This window comes from Citrobacter sp. XY323, from assembly GCF_025106035.1.
Taxonomy (GTDB): domain Bacteria; phylum Pseudomonadota; class Gammaproteobacteria; order Enterobacterales; family Enterobacteriaceae; genus Citrobacter; species Citrobacter braakii.
In genome coordinates this window covers 20,258-38,422 of sequence record NZ_JANYUK010000024.1, presented here as the reverse complement: position 1 = coordinate 38,422, position 18,165 = coordinate 20,258, and the positions used below count along the sequence as shown (strand labels likewise).

25 protein-coding genes are annotated in these 18,165 nt (G+C 52.4%); 13 read left to right on the top strand and 12 right to left on the bottom strand.

Annotation, left to right across the window (positions count from 1 at the left end; translation table 11 throughout):
* The 3 genes from N0B36_RS23840 to bfr form a co-directional block, all read left to right on the top strand.
* Window positions 1–75: hypothetical protein (locus N0B36_RS23840; RefSeq protein WP_170973914.1), on the top strand; the 75-nt coding region annotated here is incomplete at its 5' end.
* A 185-nt stretch (window positions 76–260) separates the two neighbouring features.
* Window positions 261–455 carry a bacterioferritin-associated ferredoxin gene (gene bfd / locus N0B36_RS23835; protein ID WP_003031111.1) on the top strand — a complete coding sequence of 65 codons (195 nt, stop codon included), beginning with the start codon at window positions 261–263 and terminating at the stop codon, window positions 453–455.
* Window positions 456–526: 71 nt separating this feature from the next.
* Window positions 527–1,000, top strand: a complete 474-nt coding sequence (gene bfr, locus N0B36_RS23830) for a bacterioferritin (protein ID WP_016154761.1) — start codon at window positions 527–529, stop codon at window positions 998–1,000.
* A 37-nt stretch (window positions 1,001–1,037) separates the two neighbouring features.
* On the opposite strand, the gene N0B36_RS23825 is transcribed toward bfr, so the two are convergent.
* From N0B36_RS23825 to gspC, 12 genes are read right to left on the bottom strand one after another with little or no spacing between them, the layout of a single operon-like run.
* A complete protein-coding gene (locus N0B36_RS23825) occupies window positions 1,038–1,817 on the bottom strand; it encodes an A24 family peptidase (RefSeq protein WP_235117474.1) in 780 nt (259 codons plus the stop codon).
* A complete protein-coding gene (gene gspM, locus N0B36_RS23820; RefSeq protein ID WP_049281767.1) occupies window positions 1,814–2,281 on the bottom strand; it encodes a type II secretion system protein GspM in 468 nt (155 codons plus the stop codon). Before gspM ends, N0B36_RS23825 begins: the two co-directional genes overlap by 4 nt.
* Complete coding sequence (gspL, locus tag N0B36_RS23815) at window positions 2,278–3,423, bottom strand: type II secretion system protein GspL (RefSeq protein ID WP_259689409.1); 1,146 nt, start codon at window positions 3,421–3,423, stop codon at window positions 2,278–2,280. The genes gspM and gspL overlap by 4 nt, the downstream gene beginning before the upstream one ends.
* Window positions 3,424–3,433: 10 nt before the next feature.
* Window positions 3,434–4,420: a type II secretion system minor pseudopilin GspK gene (gene gspK / locus N0B36_RS23810; protein WP_259689408.1), complete on the bottom strand. Its 987-nt coding sequence runs from the start codon at window positions 4,418–4,420 to the stop codon at window positions 3,434–3,436.
* Complete coding sequence (gene gspJ, locus N0B36_RS23805) at window positions 4,417–4,989, bottom strand: type II secretion system minor pseudopilin GspJ (protein WP_259689407.1); 573 nt, start codon at window positions 4,987–4,989, stop codon at window positions 4,417–4,419. Before gspJ ends, gspK begins: the two co-directional genes overlap by 4 nt.
* Window positions 4,973–5,359: a type II secretion system minor pseudopilin GspI gene (gspI, locus tag N0B36_RS23800; protein WP_047501494.1), complete on the bottom strand. Its 387-nt coding sequence runs from the start codon at window positions 5,357–5,359 to the stop codon at window positions 4,973–4,975. The genes gspJ and gspI overlap by 17 nt, the downstream gene beginning before the upstream one ends.
* The gene (gspH, locus tag N0B36_RS23795; protein WP_259689406.1) at window positions 5,356–5,847 is read right to left on the bottom strand and encodes a type II secretion system minor pseudopilin GspH; all 492 of its coding nucleotides are present in this window, start codon (window positions 5,845–5,847) and stop codon (window positions 5,356–5,358) included. Before gspH ends, gspI begins: the two co-directional genes overlap by 4 nt.
* Window positions 5,848–5,852: 5 nt before the next feature.
* Entirely contained in the window at window positions 5,853–6,290 is a 438-nt protein-coding gene (gene gspG / locus N0B36_RS23790; protein ID WP_259689405.1) for a type II secretion system major pseudopilin GspG, read from the bottom strand.
* Window positions 6,291–6,299: 9 nt separating this feature from the next.
* Window positions 6,300–7,511, bottom strand: a complete 1,212-nt coding sequence (gspF, locus tag N0B36_RS23785) for a type II secretion system inner membrane protein GspF (RefSeq protein ID WP_259689404.1) — start codon at window positions 7,509–7,511, stop codon at window positions 6,300–6,302.
* Window positions 7,508–8,998 carry a type II secretion system ATPase GspE gene (gene gspE, locus N0B36_RS23780; protein ID WP_181629712.1) on the bottom strand — a complete coding sequence of 497 codons (1,491 nt, stop codon included), beginning with the start codon at window positions 8,996–8,998 and terminating at the stop codon, window positions 7,508–7,510. The genes gspF and gspE overlap by 4 nt, the downstream gene beginning before the upstream one ends.
* Before the next feature lie 6 nt (window positions 8,999–9,004).
* Window positions 9,005–10,990, bottom strand: a complete 1,986-nt coding sequence (gspD, locus tag N0B36_RS23775) for a type II secretion system secretin GspD (RefSeq protein ID WP_016157610.1) — start codon at window positions 10,988–10,990, stop codon at window positions 9,005–9,007.
* Between the two features lie 17 nt (window positions 10,991–11,007).
* Window positions 11,008–11,805, bottom strand: a complete 798-nt coding sequence (gene gspC, locus N0B36_RS23770) for a type II secretion system protein GspC (RefSeq protein WP_153689966.1) — start codon at window positions 11,803–11,805, stop codon at window positions 11,008–11,010.
* 166 nt (window positions 11,806–11,971) lie between these two features.
* On the opposite strand from gspC, the gene N0B36_RS23765 reads away from it, so the two are divergent.
* From N0B36_RS23765 to rpsC, 10 genes are all read left to right on the top strand, one after another.
* Window positions 11,972–13,486: an AAA family ATPase gene (locus N0B36_RS23765; RefSeq protein WP_259689403.1), complete on the top strand. Its 1,515-nt coding sequence runs from the start codon at window positions 11,972–11,974 to the stop codon at window positions 13,484–13,486.
* Complete coding sequence (locus tag N0B36_RS23760) at window positions 13,486–13,869, top strand: hypothetical protein (RefSeq protein WP_259689401.1); 384 nt, start codon at window positions 13,486–13,488, stop codon at window positions 13,867–13,869. Before N0B36_RS23765 ends, N0B36_RS23760 begins: the two co-directional genes overlap by 1 nt.
* 206 nt (window positions 13,870–14,075) lie before the next feature.
* On the top strand, window positions 14,076–14,387 hold the full coding sequence (rpsJ, locus tag N0B36_RS23755; RefSeq protein WP_001181005.1) for a 30S ribosomal protein S10: 312 nt from the start codon (window positions 14,076–14,078) through the stop codon (window positions 14,385–14,387).
* A 32-nt stretch (window positions 14,388–14,419) separates the two neighbouring features.
* Window positions 14,420–15,049, top strand: a complete 630-nt coding sequence (gene rplC / locus N0B36_RS23750; RefSeq protein WP_003031117.1) for a 50S ribosomal protein L3 — start codon at window positions 14,420–14,422, stop codon at window positions 15,047–15,049.
* A gap of 10 nt (window positions 15,050–15,059) precedes the next feature.
* A complete protein-coding gene (rplD, locus tag N0B36_RS23745; protein ID WP_003031119.1) occupies window positions 15,060–15,665 on the top strand; it encodes a 50S ribosomal protein L4 in 606 nt (201 codons plus the stop codon).
* On the top strand, window positions 15,662–15,964 hold the full coding sequence (gene rplW, locus N0B36_RS23740; RefSeq protein ID WP_000617546.1) for a 50S ribosomal protein L23: 303 nt from the start codon (window positions 15,662–15,664) through the stop codon (window positions 15,962–15,964). The genes rplD and rplW overlap by 4 nt, the downstream gene beginning before the upstream one ends.
* 17 nt (window positions 15,965–15,981) lie before the next feature.
* Window positions 15,982–16,803 (top strand): 50S ribosomal protein L2, encoded by an 822-nt coding sequence (gene rplB / locus N0B36_RS23735; RefSeq protein WP_016154746.1) that lies wholly within the window; start codon window positions 15,982–15,984, stop codon window positions 16,801–16,803.
* Between the two features lie 16 nt (window positions 16,804–16,819).
* Window positions 16,820–17,098, top strand: a complete 279-nt coding sequence (gene rpsS / locus N0B36_RS23730; RefSeq protein WP_001138115.1) for a 30S ribosomal protein S19 — start codon at window positions 16,820–16,822, stop codon at window positions 17,096–17,098.
* 14 nt (window positions 17,099–17,112) lie between these two features.
* Complete coding sequence (rplV, locus tag N0B36_RS23725) at window positions 17,113–17,445, top strand: 50S ribosomal protein L22 (RefSeq protein ID WP_000448832.1); 333 nt, start codon at window positions 17,113–17,115, stop codon at window positions 17,443–17,445.
* A 17-nt stretch (window positions 17,446–17,462) separates the two neighbouring features.
* Window positions 17,463–18,164 (top strand): 30S ribosomal protein S3, encoded by a 702-nt coding sequence (gene rpsC / locus N0B36_RS23720; protein WP_000529945.1) that lies wholly within the window; start codon window positions 17,463–17,465, stop codon window positions 18,162–18,164.
* The last annotated feature ends 1 nt before the right edge of the window (window position 18,165 follow it).

Below are 18,165 nucleotides of genomic sequence, written 5' to 3'. Positions count from 1 at the left end.
GACGGTCTGCGTTTCGCAATCCGTGAAGGCGGCCGTACTGTTGGTGCGGGCGTTGTTGCTAAAGTAATGAGCTAATTATTGAATAATTAGCTTTGAGCTTAAAAAGGGCGCTTCGGCGCCCTTTTTGCTGTCCGCGATTTAGCAGTTGTCATATTTATTCGCATTTTTCATTCATTCTCCCGCTGCGTAAATAGCGTTGTGCTATTGTAATCATAACTATTCTCATTTACACTTTGCGCAGAAATTGAACGGGAGCGATCATGTACGTTTGTTTGTGTAATGCGATAAGTGATAAAAAAATACGTCAGGCTGTTCGCCAGTTTCATCCTCAGTCCTTTCAGCAATTGCGTAAATTTATTCCTGTTGGAAATCAATGCGGTAAGTGCATTCGTGCTGCCCGCGAAGTCATGCAGGATGAATTAACGCAAATGCCAGAATTTAAAGAGATCGCCTAAGTCACACTCTTTTTTTTGACATCCCTGTAGCCCCATCTACGCTCTAAGAGTGGAAGCGGAGGGACTATAAAATGAAAGGTGATGTTAAAATCATAAATTATCTCAATAAACTATTGGGAAATGAGCTTGTCGCAATCAACCAGTATTTTCTCCATGCTCGTATGTTCAAAAACTGGGGACTGACTCGCCTCAATGATGTTGAGTACCATGAATCTATCGATGAGATGAAACACGCTGATAAATATATCGAGCGTATTTTATTCTTAGAAGGGCTCCCAAACTTACAGGATCTTGGTAAGTTGGGTATAGGCGAAGATGTTGAAGAGATGCTGCAATCCGATCTTCGACTCGAACTCGATGGGGCAAAAGATTTACGTGAAGCCATTGCCTATGCCGACAGCGTCCATGACTACGTTAGCCGGGATATGATGATCGAAATCCTTGCTGATGAAGAAGGTCACATTGACTGGCTGGAAACGGAGCTGGATCTGCTCCAGAAGATGGGACTCCAGAACTATCTTCAGGCACAGATTCGCGAAGCGTAGACGCACACTTTGCAGAGCGGCAGGCCTGCCGCTCCTTTCAGTACCCGATAACACCTGAGCTTTGCGCGCTGAAAATCAACCAGCCTGCCAGTCCAAGCCACGGACCGAACGCAATAAGCGGTATCGACGTCCTTCGGGTAAGGCGTAGGATCAGCCACCAGACAATGCCCAGCAATGATGCAGCGAGTAAAATGGGCGGTAGCGCTGGCCATCCACACCAGGCACCCATCGCCGCCAGTAGCTTAGCGTCACCCAGGCCGATGCCCTCTTTTCCCGCAAGTATTTTGCATCCCCACCAGACCAGCCATAGCGTCAGATAGCCAGCGACAGCGCCGTACAGCGCGTCGGGTAACATCTCTCTGTCGTAAACGCTGTGATATAGCAGACCGAGCCAGAGCAGCGGCTGCGTCAGCACATCCGGCAGCAGGTACGTCCGGAGATCAATTTGCGCCAGGGCGAAAATAAACCAGAACAGCGTCATGATGGCAATTGCATCTGATATTGAAGAGACAAATGCGGCGCTAAGCGCAAAAATACAAGAACACGCCAGTTCAGTCAGTGGGTAACGCCATGAAATGGGCTGAGCGCAGGCCTGGCAACGCCCCCGCTGCCACAGCCAACTGAATAGTGGAATAGTATTACGCACCGATAGCCTGTGCTGGCAATGTGGACAGTGCGACGGAGGCCAGGCGATATTCCATGTTTCGCTGTGCCGATGCTCAATCATGATCGGCAGTCGATAAACCACTACATTCATAAAGCTGCCGACTATCAGCCCGACAAGCGCCATTGCTGCAATGTTAATGAGTTCCGTCATTTCCCCACCGGATAGAGTTCAAGGGCTTCCACCGCAATCTCCCCGGCGACCGGGCGGGCGCTAAACGTGAGTTGCGAAACCTGTATTCCCTCATTTTGTAGGGTATTAAGCCACGCAAATAATGGTTCGGTTTTAACAACGGGAAGCGAGATCGCAAAATGATCGGGAGTGGATGTCACAACGCTGATATTCAGACCTGCCTGCTGCGCGCTATGTTGTATCAGTGCCGGATCGGTCTTTGTGCCAGGTCTGCTGGCAACTAATCCGCGACGCTGAATCGCCTCATTTACCCACTGGATCTCACTCCTGAGACGATCATTTTCCTGCCTCTGCTGTGCAATAGCGTTATCCAGGGGCTGAACCACGCCGTACCAGAATCCCGCCAGCAGACAGAAAACGGCGAGGAATATCAGACTGCGTTGCTCTCTGCCGTTTTTTTCGCTCCACCAGCTATTCATATTCATTTGCGCTCCTTCAGGATCAGCCGGACGCTATCTGTCGTCCCTTCTGGCGGTTGAGTCAGGATAAATTCGTCGTTTGTCTGCACCATAAAGCGGCGAAGATGTTCCGGATCGCGAACGTTGAGCGTCAGGGTAAAAAGGCGTTGTTCGAGCCGGTAGTTGACCTCGCGGATGGTAAGCCCCGGCAATGTGCTTAATCGGGTCTGAAGCTGAGTCAGTAACGTCAGCACATCCGGATAGCGATCCCTCGCGGACGATTCGAAGAAATATTTAAAATTGCTGTTGCGGTTATCACCTGGGAAATAGCGGTTCCACAGGGTGGCACCTTCCGCTGAGAGCACCTGTTTCTGTTGATGAAGCTGCCAGAGCATCACCCCTTTCAGCCCTGAGAAGAGCGCTATCGCCAGGGCAAATGTTGCTATGGCGGCATATTTCAGCAGACGCGGGGTCGGTTGTGTCGGGGGCAAAGGGCGGAAGCTGCCGTGTAATACGTTAATGTCCTGAATATTATCGCCATTGCAGGCGCATGCCAGCGGTGGCTGCCAGTCAAGGTATTCGACATAAGCGTGAGGCACAGGAAGCGCGCTGGCGCTGATGATTTTCTGCTCTGTATGGCTGGCAAGTAAATGCGTGAGCAGTGCCTCACTCAGCACGCCTGTTTTCCACGCGTCGTAACGGATTAACCATCGCTCATCTTGTTTTAGCAGACTCCAGCTATCCGTGACATACGGCAGCCAGAAACCATCCGGAACGATATACGTCAACGTCACGCCAGCTGTGCGGAAAGTCGTCAATAGATCGTTCAGCGTGGTCCTGGCGATCCCGGCGAGATGGAGCGTGTTTTCTTCTCTGGCGAGAACCGTCCAGTGCAGGCTGTCTGTATCACCGACAACGGCGTCCTCCACCAGCCAGCCCAGCGTTTGTTCACTGATTTTGTAGTTTTCCGTCGGTAATTCGACGCGACGAAAACAGAAATAATCAGGTGACAGGAACAGGCAGGCGTTACCGGCATCCGGCAGGTCGGCCAGCGCGTTTGGCTGGAGGTAATCCGCCTGTTCAACAATAACCGGAGGCTGCGCCTCGTTGGGGCAGCACCATTCCAGTTTTCCCGGCAGCGGACGTAGCAGTAATGTGTCTGGCGTCATTTAGTTCCCTTTAATGGTCGCGCGCCACGCTTTTGCGGGCTGTAATAAACAGAGCCTTTCTTTTGGGATCGTATTCCAGCTGGCTGATGGTGCTCCCGGCGCTATCGCCCTGTTCGATAGTCGTTTCAAGGCGGAAGTAACGACTGGTCGCCACCGCAATGCTTTTGAATGTGGTCTGCGACAGCTTATGAGCTGGATTATCCTTATCGAATGTCTTTAACAGCGTCTCAATGCTGATTTTGCGTCCTTTGCGCGGGGTATCAAAAAAGCGTTCAATCTCGCGTGGCGGGACAGCATTATTGAGCATCGCCGCAATCAACGGTGCATCCCGGTGCGTCAGGGTGTTGATGTTGATTTTTAACTCATCATCAGGCAGCGCGCAGAGTAGCGGGGAGATTTGCTGGTAAAGAGAAAGCGTCATCCCTTTGATTTGTTTGAGCTCACTGATTGACCAGATACGTCGTCCGCCAATGGTGTGGGGGTCGTTACTTGTCTGGTAATACTCATTTTCGGCACCGGAGGCGCGTGGAATATCGTCGTTATCGATGTAGTCGGCGATAGCATCAACCAGCGCCTCTGCCTGGGCATTGGTGACGCCAATGTTTTCCAGCAGTGCCAGAAAGACGCTCACGCTGGCGGGCGGCTCTTTCATTCGATCGGTCGGGGCGTTAATCAGCGCATTAATGTTGTAACAGGCCTGCTCGTCAGATAGCTGCCAGCTAACAGCGTCGCCGCTGGCGAGCTGAATACGCTGCGGCTGCGCCCAGAGCTGCTCGTGAGTGAGGTATTTCTCATTATCCCGCAGGTCCTGTTCAAGAATACGCATGGCCTGGCTTTCAGCCAGCTCTGCTAGCCAGTTTTGCTGTAGCCGCATCCGGGTGTAGCTGGTACGTTTGAGGTTGATCTGGTAGCGCACGGTCATTTCGCTGGCCAGCGCCGCCATAATTGCCAGGATCATGAGCACTACCAGCAGCGCCACGCCCTTTTGCCGGGTCATTGCTGTTCTCCTGGCTGGCGGTTCTCTGGCAACAGCGTCAGACGAGTTATCGTGCCGGAATCAGCAAGTTTAAGAGTGACTTCCATCGCGCCAGGAGATGGGATTGTCGCCGTGTCCGTCCACGCTTTCTCTTTACTGTTGTAATAACGCAACGTGAAGGCGTTCACACCATTGAGCATCGGCTGAGTGATGGCCGGGGTTGTATCTTCCGGGTAGCGCCAGAGCGTGCGGTATAAAGTATGATCCTGCAGATACCACTGAACTCGCTGGATATCGGGCGCGCAGCAGGCGCCAGGATAACTGTTACTGCTGGCTGTCGTCAGCATCAGCGTCTCTTTTTCGCCCTGCAATTGGGTTACTGGCACCCGCTGTCGGATATCTTTATCCAGCAAATTGACGGTACGCACGATAGCGGAAAAACGCTGCTGATGCTTTTTGGTCTGCTCGTTACTGTCAATTGTCGTCGTCAGCATCTGCGCCGTCAGCAGGCTGAGCATGGCGAACAGAGCAATAGCCAGTAAAACTTCCAGCAGGGTAAAGCCGCGCTGTTTCTCAGGGCCGGGAGACATTTTGCGGTCCTCCTTGCGGCGAGGGAATAAAGCGCTGCAGGCGGATCTTCTGCTTGTCCTCAAGAGCGACGTCTGCTGTCCAGGTGCTGAGGCCGGAAGCATCGGCGGGTGAGACTGTTAACGACCAGTCCCAGCGGCGTTTACCCATAATGCTGCTGCCTGTCGCTGTTTTAGCGGGGCTCTGCCCGGCCAGTTGATAGGTTTTGAGCACATTATCCGCTACCCAACCGGCAAGCACCTGTTCTTCCATTTTTGCGGTGGCGCTAACCTGACCGTGCAGGCTGTTGAGTAGCGCGAGAGAGCAGGTGGCGAAAATGAATATCGCCAGCAGCACTTCCAGAAGCGTCATTCCTGATTGCCTTTGGCTCATCGGCTTTCGCCTCGGGTGAGCACCAGCGGCAGCCCGCCAGTGCTGGCGAGCGTGAACAGCAGCGTATTATTTTTACGGCTGCGGATGTGTAGCGTAAACGGCGTAATTTCACCGTCCGGGTGAATCAGAATTTGCGGCGTGCCGACGGATTGCCTGGCGAGCGACGCTGGGAACAGAGCCACCTGCCAGTCATTTTCCCACTTGCCCTCGGTCGCCAGGCGATAGAACTGGGTTGGCGTCTGCCAGCGATTGCCAATCGGTGTGACGATGCGCCAGCCTTGTTCGCGGATCTCAATACCGGTACTGCGGTCCTCCATGGTTGACCAGTCAGCGGCATATTCAGTCAGTGCCGCCAGCTGTTCAACTGCGGTAATCGCTTTCGCAGTATCATTTTGTCGCCCGTAGGTCATCATCACCAGCGAGGCGCCAAGCGCGATAATCGTCAGCACCAGAATGACTTCCAGTAGCGTGAATCCCTTCTGCCTCATTCCGATTATTTCGCTTTACCCAGTTCCCAGTTAGTAATGTCGTCAGTGGTGCCGGGTTCACCGTCCTGACCTGCGGAGAGAATATCGTAATCGCCGTGTTCACCAGGGCTAACCAGCAGATACTCATTACCCCAGGGATCCTGTGGCAGACGCTTGATATATCCCTTCGCGTTGTAATTTTCCGGGATTGGGCTGGCGGTCGGTTTTTCGACCAGCGCCTTTAACCCCTGTGCCGTCAGCGGATAGCGATAGTTATCCAGTTTGTACATATCCAGCGCATTCTCCAGCGCCACGATGTCGCTGACGGCTTTCTGGTGATCGGCTTTGTCTTTATTGCCCATTAAACTGGGGACGACCAGGCTTGCGAGGATGCCCAAAATAACCAGCACCACCATCATCTCCAGCAGCGTAAATCCTCGCTGCTTATGTGCATCACTATTCACGTTTTATCCTTAACTTACCAATGAGTTGAGTTGCAAAATGGGTTGCAGAACCGAGATGATGATGAACAGCACAATCATCGCCATCGTAATAATTAGCGCGGGTTCAAACAGCGCCAGCGTCAGCGCAATTCGGTTTTGTAGCAGTGTTTCCTGCTGGTCGGCGGCGCGCGCCATTAGCTCGCTGAGTTGGCCGCTTTTTTCCCCGGAGGCAATCATGTAGAGCATCATCGGCGGGAAGAGATCGCATTTTTCCAGGGCGAGATGAAAGCCTGAACCCTGGCGCACGCGCTCCGCGGCCTGACCCAGCCGCTGACTGATTTCTCGGTTACCGATGCCTTCGGTTGCCAGCGTCATCCCTTCCAGCAGCGGAACGCCGCTGATATTAAGAATGCTCAGGGTGCGCAAATAACGGGCGCAGTGGATTGCGCGCAGCAGGGCGCGACTAAGTTTGAAATCAAGAAGCCAGCGGTCAAGCAGATGCCGTTTGCCGGGGCGGGTGAGCCAGTGGCGAAACAGGAAACAGGCAATCAGCAGCAATGCGATTACCCACAATCCGTAGTGGCGCATGGCACCACTGATTGCCAGCAACACGCGCGTGGACATCGGCAGCGCTTCTTTCATATGCAGAAACTGCTCCACGATTTTGGGCACTACGGTGGTGAGCAGGATAGCGACGACGGCGATCGCCACGCTGGTCAGCAGGGAAGGGTACACCATTGACTGGATGAGTTTACTGCGTGTTGCCTGTCGTAACTCATTGTAGTCAGCCAGTTTTTCCAGTACACAGCCGAGCTGTCCGCTTTTTTCACCGGCTTTCACCAGCGTGCGGTAAACGGAATCGAAGATCCGCGGCCAGGCGGCCAGCGATTCGGAAAGCGTATGTCCGGCGAGGATCCGTTCGCGCAGGTCGTGTAGCACCAGCCCCAGTTTATTATTTTTGTTCTGCCGGCCAATAACGAACAGCGCCTCTTCAAGCGGTAGCGAAGCGTTGGCCAGCGTGGCAAGCTGACGGGTGAACAGCGCCAGTTCACTCCCGCTAAGCCGTAAACGAGGCGTTTTTTTTACCGTCCGGAACAGCGAAATGACCTTTTTCTCATTTAACACCAGCGGGTGCAGACCCTGGGCGCGTAGCGCCTCGCGCGCCTCTTTGCTGCTGGCGGCATCCAGCGTTCCACGGCGGGTTGCGCCGCGGTCATCCATTGCTTGCCACTGATATTTCATTGCGTATCCTCTTGCGCAGAGGTGACGCGCATGACTTCCTCAAGCGTGGTCTCGCCCGCCAGCACGCGCAGCAGGCCGTTCTCCCGCAGGCTCCGGCTTTGCTGGCGCAGGCACTGTTCCAGGGCGTGTTCATCGGCGTCGCGATGGATGATGCTGCGCATAGTTTTATCCACCAGCATAATTTCATGAATCGCCAGTCGCCCCTGATAGCCTGTTCCCCGACATTCGCTGCATCCGCAAGCCTGCCAGATTGTCTGAGCGGTGGGATCGAGCGCGTGCAGGAGGGATTTCTGAGAGTCAGGAATGGGAGCATGCACGCGGCAGGCCGGACAGAGGCGACGCACCAGGCGTTGGGCGATAACGCCGCTTAGCGATGATGAGAGCAGGAAAGGTTCAACGCCCATATCTCGTAATCGGGTGATCGCACCGCAAGCGCTGTTAGTGTGCAGGGTGGAAAGCACCAGATGTCCTGTGAGCGATGCCTGAACCGCTATCTGCGCGGTTTCGGCGTCACGAATTTCGCCGACCATGACGATGTCCGGATCCTGGCGCAGGATGGCGCGCAGTCCCCTGGCGAAAGACATATCCACCCGGCTGTTTACCTGGGTTTGTCCGACGCCTTCCAGCTCGTACTCGATGGGATCTTCGACGGTCAGGATATTACGCTGGGGGGAATTCAGCTCGGCGAGAATTGCATACAGCGTGGTGCTTTTTCCCGACCCCGTCGGGCCGGTGACGAGAATGATGCCGTGCGGCTGCTGTACTAAACCCTTCAGCCGCAGGCTATCCACCGCCGATAGCCCCATATTCTCCAGCGTCAGGCGCAGACTGTTTTTATCCAGCAGACGCAGCACGGCTCTTTCGCCATACTGCGAGGGCAACGTCGAAACGCGGACATCAATATTTTTGCGTCCGAGGCGTAGGGAAATACGCCCATCCTGCGGCAGTCGTTTTTCGGCAATATCCAGTCGCGCCATGACTTTGATACGTGAAATCAGCAGCGGCGCCAGTTTTTTAGCGGGCTGAAGGACTGGCTTGAGGACACCATCGATACGAAAACGCACCACCAGCGATTTTTCGAAGGTTTCGATATGCACATCTGACGCGCCTTCCCTCACGGCTTCATGAAGAACCGCGTTGATCAGGCGGATAACCGGTGCGTCGTTTTCATCACTGAGCAGATCGGCGTTGTCGGGTAACTCCTCGCTCAGCGCCGTCAGGTCGATCTCCTGATCGATATCCTGGGCAATCTGCCGGGACTCTCCGGCGCCGTGCTGGAAAAGTTGCTCCAGGTGGTCGTCAAATTGCGCTGGCGTCAGGCGGCTGAAGCGCTGACAGGCAACGCTGGCCTCGAGCACGTTTTCCAGCGGCGTGTCGGTGCGGTAGAACAATTCATCCACCGCGACCGCGATACCAAATTTTTGCCCCTGTGCGTAATTAAGCGGCAGAGGATGCTGGGGAGGAATGCGCGTCCATAAGTCAGTCATGTTGGATCATTCCCGGAAGGGATTGCGCGATGGCTGGTCGTTGGGCGCGTCGGTCGGCACATCGAAATTCAGCTCTTTAAGCATCGGGCGTTCTTCGTCCTTCACGCCGACCAATCCACTGGATTGCTTATCAATACGCTGCTGCTGTAAATCACGAAATCGGGTGTACTTATCCTTTGAGAGCGAACGATAAACCTCGTCGTCGCGAATAATGGTCGGCCTGATAAAGACCATCAAATTACGCTTCGCATTTTCCGTTGAGGTGTAGCGGAATAGCTGTCCGAGAACAGGGATATCGCCCAGCAGCGGTACTTTGGAAACCTGCTCTTTGCTTGAATCATCCAGCAGGCCACCCAGCACCACGGTTTCGCCGCTTTTGACCAGCACGGCATTCTGGATAGTGCGGGTGTTGAACGTTGGGCCGAGATCGCTGGCGTTACCGGAAGCGGTGTCGACGCTCGACACTTCCTGCTCGATCTCCATCAGCACCGCGTCGCCTTCGTTGATTTGCGGTGTGACCTTCAGTTTGGTGCCGACGGTTTTACGTTCGACCGTATTAAAGACGTTGTCGCCGGAGGTCGTTTGCGAGCCGGAAAGCACCGGCACATCCTGGCCGACATTAAACGATGCTTCTTTGTTATCCAGCGTCACAATGCTGGGGGTGGCGAGGATATCGTTTTTGTTGTCGGAGGAGATCGCGGTGAGCAGGACGCTCCAGTCCCCCTCAAAGAAGCCCGTCGCCAGGCCGTTAAAACTGCTTAACGCGCTGGCAATAGGGTTGTCACTGGTCATCGAACCGTTTTTATCAAACTGGCGCGCGCCTCTTGAGGCGTCGAAAATCGGCAGCCCCGTTTTAGTAAACTGCTGACCGCCGACGTTGCTGTTGGCCCATTGCACGCCAAGATTCAGGCCGTTGCCATCCTGGACTTCCACAATGATGGCTTCAACCAGTACCTGTGCGCGGCGAATATCCAGACGAGCGATGACTTTTTCCAGCTCCTGCATGGTGCTCTGGTCTGCGGTAATGACCACCGAGTTGGTTTGTTCATCGGCGTTAATCGAGACATCCCGGGAAGGGGTAGCCACGCTCTGCGAAGACGACTGCTTGTCTTCCGTCAGTTTGGTTGACACGCCGGTCAGAACTTCAACGATTTTAGTGGCTTTGGCGTATTTCAAATAGAACACGCGAGTATTGCCCTGCGTGGTCTGTTCGATATCCAGTTTAGCGATTAAAGATTTCATCCGCTGGCGCACATTGTCCGGCCCGCTGATAAGAAGGGCGTTGGTGCGCTTGTCGGCGACAATTTTAGGCAGCAGGATCTGCGTTGGGTTTTCCTTTGACTCTTCGCGAATCAGGCTGTTAATTACGTCAGATAAATCAACTGCCGAGGCGTAGCGCAGTTTGATAAGCTCACGTTCCTGAGTACCGATAACATCGACCCGTTTCACAACCTCAAGGATGCGATTGACTATATTGGCTTTACCGGTGATCAACAGCGCATTAGAAGGATCATAGTGTACGACGTTGCCGATGCCGCCGCTGTCCATCATCTGGCGTAATAGCGGAGCCAGATCGCGTACCGGGACATTTTTCAGCGCCACGACGCGGGTGATAAATTCATCGCCAACCGCCGGTTGCGACTGTGCCAATACTTTTCCCGGCGCGGTCTTAAGCGTTGCGGAGCGAACAACCTTCAGCAGGCCGTTATCCAGGGTGATAACCGAGTAGCCGTAGATATCGAGAACGCTGAGAAAAAACTGGTAGTATTCCTCCTCGTTGAAACTGTCAAAGCTGCGAACGGAGATTTTTCCCTGGACGGACGGATCGATCAGAATGGTTTTGCCCATTTGCTTACTGACCGAGGTAATAAACTCCCGGAGATCCGCATCCTGGAAGTTTGCCGAATATTGCGCTGACATGGTTTGAAATGGAAAGGAGCAAAACTGTAGCGCCAGTATCCATGCAGCCGTTTTTTTAATTCCTTTGCGCAATTTTGTCGTCCTTAAGGTTAATCATTCTCAGTAACGGATACATTCACCAACGCTTCCTGACCGTTTCGTATCACGGTAAACTGGGCAGAGTTTAAGGTTACAAATTCCTGTAGTGCCGCTTTTGCTGACGTTTCCTGAGTTAGCGGATGGTTGTTCATTTTGATCGCAATATCGCCTGGCCTGAGTCCGGTTGCTATAAAACGTTCAACCGGACCACGGGCGTTTAATCTGACGCCCTGTAGCGCTTCCTGCTGATAGATAAAGTTGGTAATAATGATGTCGCTGAGGGAATGTGGCGCGCTGTCATGTGGCAGCGATGGTGCCGGCACCCTGGAGGATATATCAGGCTCATCAATAAAAGCGATGCGTTGCCGGGAGCCATTGTTATCAATCGTCACGCTATTATTATCAATGTCCGTAATTTTTACGTCAGGGAGATCGTCAAGTTTATCTCCGGTACTGTAAAATTTTGCTTTCTCATTAATGGTGATAATAGCCTGTGAACGTGTTTTTAGCGTGCTCGCAATAATTCCATTTAGCTGGAGATTGAGCATCGAATTTTTAATTGAAACATCTTCTTTATTATCAGTCGCGTTTTCCCTACTGTTTTTCGGTAAATTCATTGGCAGCCTGAGGACAACGGACGTTATTGAGTGACTGGTTTTGTTTTTCGTATTGATAGAATCAATAAATAATCTATAGGCATATAACGAATGAATAATAACAATGACACCGACAAAAAACATAACGCAGTACAGCACATCGTTACGCTTTCTCTTAAATATAAAGGTAAATTGCTTCGCGATAACATCCATTGTTAATAGCATGCCTGTTCTTTTCGGGAGAAGCATGATATAGGCTTACTTTCAGCTTTTCAATTTAATCGTCGGAACATGTCGTTTAATTCAAATATAAAAAATTGATAATATTTATCTGACATATAATAAGTTAAATACCCGCATCAATTACTGGAACTTATCGATGACTGAACGCGAATTACCGTATGCAATTTACTCTTTTTCGCAACATACCCTTATCAAGAATATCTTTATTCATGAGTTGGGCGCTGGCGATGTGGGCGTATTATGCGGCAAACCAGGGTGTGGTAAATCGACGCTTATTTATCAGTTAGGTAAGAATTTTCCCGGCAGGGTAGTGGTGTTTACCGCCACTGGTTTCTCTGGTTTCTGTCAATTGACACACACGGCGTGTACGCACGGAAAACTCCAGCCAGACTGGCGAGACGTGAGAGTTAGCCGTTTCTGGTCAACGCTGATGCCTGCCCTTAGTCCGGCAGCGCAACCAATAATAATTGTCATTGATAATGCTGACGCACTCGCCAGACATCTTCCGGCATTTGTCGATAATTTCCGTCATCTGGCGGCTTCATTTGACGCTGGCGCCAGCTTGCTACTGGTGGGGGGCGAAGCGCTCAGGCGTAACCGACGACTTAAACGGCGTGTTACGCTATCGGCGATCATCGCTGCGCCGACGGACGATGAATATCTTGATTTTATGCATCAACAGCAACTGTGTGAGGCGGATGGCGAGCCTGTGCGGATGCGTCATGAATTTGTGCGCAAAGCGGTTCGGGCAGTGCAGGGAAACCTGGCGTTGCTGAGGCGCATCGCCCGGGCGGCGAGAAAAATGGCAACGGACAGGCAAGCGGATGTGTTAACCGCTCAACAGGAAAAATTGTTGCTGGAAACATTTACTCTCCGCTCTTGCGTATTGCGCAAGGGAATATTGCCCGGACTTTACGCTGCGCTGGCTTTGACGTTCGGCTGGCTGGCGGTCGATGTTTTTCCCCTTCAACTTCCTGGGCCTGCCGGGTTAACGGTGGCGATGACGCAAAAAAAGGAAAACCTGCCGGATATTAGCGATGCACGGGGAGGATTACGCGACGCCATGCAGCAATTATTCAGCGTCTGGGGATTCGACACAGCGCATGACGAGGCATGGTGTGACCAGGCCGATCGCGCTGAGTTGGTGTGCGAAAGCGGTAAGGAACGTTTAGATAACCTCATCAGGCGCGGGTTGCCGTGGATCGCGCATTTGAATATCGATAAACAACCGGTCTACGGTGTTGTGATGCGTGTATCAGGAAACGAGCTGGATCTTATCATTGATAATAAAACCTGGATCGTCAGTCAGGAGTGGCTGGCGAAGCACTGGCAGGGAAATTATACCCTGATGCTCAATTTAACGCCTGACAGGAAAATGCAGATCGGTGAAAAGAGTCCGGCGGAAACCATCATCTGGTTTGATACGATGCTGAGCCGCGCGCTGGGCGTTCCCGGCGATAAATCAGGCTCATGGACGCCATGGTTAATCGAAAAGGTCAAAGCATTCCAGCAGCGGGAGAATTTGCCTGTGGATGGTAAGCCGGGAAAAGAGACGCTGATAAGGCTACGTCAGAGTCTTGGAGACGCGCCGGTATTAATCAATGAGGCGGCACCTGTGCTCACACATGTGTCATCTAAGGAGCGTATGTGATGATGCACATCTATCAACCCATTGATGCGAAAACAGTGTCGAGTTGCCGCTGGCGGCAGGTGCTGCATTCCTGTTGCTGGCTGTTCTGGGTCAGCCTGATGCTAATGTGCGGCTACTACGGACATTATGTCTGGTTGGTGCGCCATCCGACAACCGCCACGCAGGGAGTGCCCGATTCTCAGGCGTATCGACTCTCGGATGTGCATTACATTTTTAAGCGGAAGCCTCTGCCGATACGCATCGATTTACCCACCCAGAACGAAGAGGGTGACAGTATGCTGGAAGAGATACCCTATGATGAAGCATCCGGTCAGGAAGCGCCGGATGGCGAAGTATTGCGCTCACGTGTGCAACAAGCGCTGAGAGAAATCGATGGCAAATAGCCATAATCACTTGCATCCGTACCGGCTATACGTATAATACGCCAGCCTGTCAAATCTGACGGGTAGTTCGATATGAACTGTGGCGGTTTACCGTCAACAACGCTCCCAATCAGGGGGCTACGTAAGAACGGTTACACTCTCCCATCAATCGTAATGGGTTTGAGGAGTAACTATTTCGTCTATAAAATAATTGGAGCTCTGGTCTCATGCAGAACCAAAGAATCCGTATCCGTTTGAAAGCGTTTGATCATCGTCTGATCGATCAATCAACCGCGGAAATCGTCGAGACTGCCAAGCGCACTGGTGCGCAGGTTCGTGGTCCGATCCCGCTGCCGACCCGCAAAGAGCGTTTCACCGTTCTGATCTCCCCGCACGTCAACAAAGACGCGCGTGATCAGTACGAGATCCGTACTCACAAGCGTCTGGTTGACATCGTTGAGCCAACTGAAAAAACCGTTGATGCTCTGATGCGTCTGGACCTGGCTGCCGGTGTAGACGTGCAGATCAGCCTGGGTTAATCAGGTCATCGAGCGATTGAGAGGTTGATACAATGATTGGTTTAGTCGGTAAAAAAGTGGGTATGACCCGCATCTTCACTGAAGATGGCGTATCTATCCCAGTAACCGTTATCGAAGTTGAAGCAAACCGCGTTACTCAGGTTAAAGATCTGGCTAACGATGGCTATCGCGCTGTTCAGGTTACCACCGGTGCTAAAAAAGCTAACCGCGTAACTAAGCCGGAAGCTGGTCACTTTGCTAAAGCTGGCGTAGAAGCTGGCCGCGGCCTGTGGGAGTTCCGCCTGGCAGATGGTGAAGAATACACCGTTGGTCAGAACATTAGCGTTGAACTGTTTGCTGACGTTAAAAAAGTTGACGTAACCGGTACCTCTAAAGGTAAAGGTTTCGCTGGTACCGTTAAGCGCTGGAACTTCCGTACCCAGGACGCTACTCACGGTAACTCCTTGTCCCACCGCGTTCCGGGTTCTATCGGTCAGAACCAGACTCCGGGCAAAGTGTTCAAAGGCAAGAAAATGGCAGGTCAGCTGGGCAACGAACGTGTAACCGTTCAGAGCCTGGACGTAGTACGTGTTGACGCTGAGCGCAACCTGCTGCTGGTTAAAGGTGGTGTTCCGGGTGCGACCGGTTGCGACCTGATCGTTAAACCAGCTGTGAAGGCGTAAGGGGATAGCAATGGAATTAGTATTGAAAGACGCGCAGAGCGCGCTGACTGTTTCCGAAACTACCTTCGGTCGTGATTTCAACGAAGCGCTGGTTCACCAGGTTGTTGTTGCTTATGCAGCTGGTGCTCGTCAGGGTACTCGTGCTCAGAAGACTCGTGCTGAAGTAACTGGTTCAGGCAAAAAGCCGTGGCGCCAGAAAGGTACCGGCCGTGCGCGTTCAGGTTCTATCAAGAGCCCGATCTGGCGTTCAGGTGGCGTGACCTTCGCTGCTCGTCCACAGGACCACAGTCAAAAAGTTAACAAAAAGATGTACCGCGGCGCGCTGAAAAGCATTCTGTCCGAACTGGTACGTCAGGATCGTCTGATCGTTGTCGAATCATTCTCTGTAGAAGCGCCTAAAACTAAGCTGCTGGCACAGAAACTGAAAGACATGGCTCTGGAAGATGTGCTGATCATCACCGGTGAGCTGGACGAAAACCTGTTCCTGGCTGCGCGCAACCTGCATAAGGTTGACGTACGCGATGCAACTGGTATCGACCCGGTTAGCCTGATCGCCTTCGACAAAGTCGTAATGACTGCTGATGCTGTTAAGCAAGTTGAGGAGATGCTGGCATGATTCGTGAAGAACGTCTGCTGAAAGTGCTGCGCGCACCGCACGTTTCTGAAAAAGCGTCTACTGCGATGGAAAAAACTAACACCATCGTTCTCAAAGTTGCTAAAGACGCGACCAAAGCAGAAATCAAAGCTGCTGTGCAGAAACTGTTTGAAGTCGAAGTCGAAGTCGTTAACACCCTGGTAGTTAAAGGGAAAGTTAAACGTCACGGACAGCGTATCGGTCGTCGTAGCGACTGGAAAAAAGCTTACGTCACCCTGAAGGAAGGCCAGAATCTGGACTTCGTCGGCGGCGCTGAGTAAGTCGGAGGAGTAATACAATGGCAGTTGTTAAATGTAAACCGACATCTCCGGGTCGTCGCCACGTTGTTAAAGTGGTCAACCCAGAGCTGCACAAGGGCAAACCTTTTGCTCCGCTGGTTGAAAAAAACAGCAAATCCGGTGGTCGTAACAACAATGGCCGCATCACCACTCGTCACATCGGTGGTGGTCACAAGCAGGCTTATCGTATTGTTGACTTCAAACGCAACAAAGACGGTATCCCGGCAGTTGTTGAACGTCTTGAGTACGATCCGAACCGCTCCGCGAACATCGCGCTGGTTCTGTACAAAGACGGTGAACGCCGTTACATCCTGGCCCCTAAAGGCCTGAAAGCTGGCGACCAGGTTCAATCTGGCGTTGATGCTGCAATCAAAGCAGGTAACACCCTGCCGATGCGCAATATCCCGGTTGGTTCTACTGTTCATAACGTAGAAATGAAACCAGGTAAAGGCGGTCAGCTGGCACGTTCCGCTGGTACTTACGTTCAGATCGTTGCTCGCGATGGTGCTTATGTCACCCTGCGTCTGCGTTCTGGTGAAATGCGTAAAGTCGAAGCAGACTGCCGTGCAACTCTGGGCGAAGTTGGCAATGCTGAGCATATGCTGCGCGTTCTGGGTAAAGCAGGTGCTGCACGCTGGCGTGGTGTTCGTCCTACCGTTCGCGGTACTGCGATGAACCCAGTCGACCACCCACATGGTGGTGGTGAAGGTCGTAACTTTGGTAAGCACCCGGTAACTCCGTGGGGCGTTCAGACCAAAGGTAAGAAGACCCGCAGCAACAAGCGTACTGATAAATTCATCGTACGTCGCCGTAGCAAATAATTTTAGAGGATAAGCCATGCCACGTTCTCTCAAGAAAGGTCCTTTTATTGACCTGCACTTGCTGAAGAAGGTAGAGAAAGCGGTGGAAAGCGGAGACAAGAAGCCCCTGCGCACTTGGTCCCGTCGTTCAACGATCTTTCCTAACATGATCGGTTTGACCATCGCTGTCCATAATGGTCGTCAGCACGTTCCGGTATTTGTTTCCGACGAAATGGTCGGTCACAAACTGGGTGAATTCGCACCGACTCGTACTTATCGCGGCCATGCTGCTGATAAAAAAGCGAAGAAGAAATAAGGTAGGAGGAAGAGATGGAAACTTTAGCTCAACATCGCCATGCTCGTTCTTCTGCTCAGAAGGTTCGCCTTGTTGCAGACCTGATTCGCGGTAAGAAAGTGTCGCAGGCTCTGGATATTCTGACCTACACCAATAAGAAAGCGGCTGTACTGGTCAAGAAAGTCCTGGAATCTGCCATTGCTAACGCTGAACACAACGATGGCGCTGACATTGACGATCTGAAAGTTACGAAAATTTTCGTAGACGAAGGCCCGAGCATGAAGCGCATTATGCCGCGTGCAAAAGGTCGTGCAGATCGCATCCTGAAGCGCACCAGCCACATTACTGTGGTTGTGTCCGATCGCTGAGACTCTGGAGACTAGCAATGGGTCAGAAAGTACATCCTAATGGTATTCGCCTGGGTATTGTAAAACCATGGAACTCAACCTGGTTTGCGAACACCAAAGAATTCGCTGACAACCTGGACAGCGATTTTAAAGTACGTCAGTACCTGACTAAGGAACTGGCTAAAGCGTCTGTATCTCGTATCGTTATCGAGCGTCCGGCTAAGAGCATCCGTGTGACCATTCACACCGCTCGCCCGGGTATCGTTATCGGTAAGAAAGGTGAAGACGTAGAAAAACTGCGCAAAGTCGTAGCGGATATTGCTGGCGTTCCTGCTCAGATCAATATCGCCGAAGTGCGTAAGCCTGAACTGGATGCAAAATTGGTTGCTGACAGCATCACTTCTCAGCTGGAACGTCGTGTTATGTTCCGTCGTGCTATGAAGCGTGCTGTACAGAACGCAATGCGTCTGGGCGCTAAAGGTATTAAAGTTGAAGTTAGCGGCCGTCTGGGCGGCGCGGAAATCGCACGTACCGAATGGTACCGCGAAGGTCGCGTACCTCTGCACACTCTGCGTGCTGACATCGACTACAACACCTCTGAAGCGCACACCACTTACGGTGTAATCGGCGTTAAAGTGTGGATCTTCAAAGGCGAGATCCTGGGTGGTATGGCTGCTGTTGAACAACCGGAAAAACCGGCTGCGCAACCTAAAAAGCAGCAGCGTAAAGGCCGTAAATAAG